This is a genomic window from Arthrobacter saudimassiliensis (genome assembly GCF_059090665.1).
On record NZ_JBNHFX010000010.1, the window covers coordinates 1 to 519 of the forward strand.

Consider the following 519-nt stretch of genomic DNA (forward strand, 5'->3'; position numbering starts at 1 on the left):
AGTGGCGTGATCTAGACCCGAAGCGGAGTGATCTACCCATGGCCAGGTTGAAGCGACGGTAAGACGTCGTGGAGGACCGAACCCACTTCAGTTGAAAATGGAGGGGATGAGCTGTGGGTAGGGGTGAAAGGCCAATCAAACTCCGTGATAGCTGGTTCTCCCCGAAATGCATTTAGGTGCAGCGTTGCGTGTTTCTTGCCGGAGGTAGAGCTACTGGATGGCCGATGGGCCCTACAAGGTTACTGACGTCAGCCAAACTCCGAATGCCGGTAAGTGAGAGCGCAGCAGTGAGACTGTGGGGGATAAGCTTCATAGTCGAGAGGGAAACAGCCCAGACCACCAACTAAGGCCCCTAAGCGTGTGCTAAGTGGGAAAGGATGTGGAGTTGCTCAGACAACCAGGAGGTTGGCTTAGAAGCAGCCATCCTTGAAAGAGTGCGTAATAGCTCACTGGTCAAGTGATTCCGCGCCGACAATGTAGCGGGGCTCAAGTACACCGCCGAAGTTGTGGCATTCACAC

General features: G+C 54.5%; 1 rRNA gene. It reads left to right on the top strand.

What is annotated here, in order from left to right:
• Positions 1-519: ribosomal RNA gene (locus AC5RV6_RS16940) — 23S ribosomal RNA — on the top strand; the annotation flags it as partial.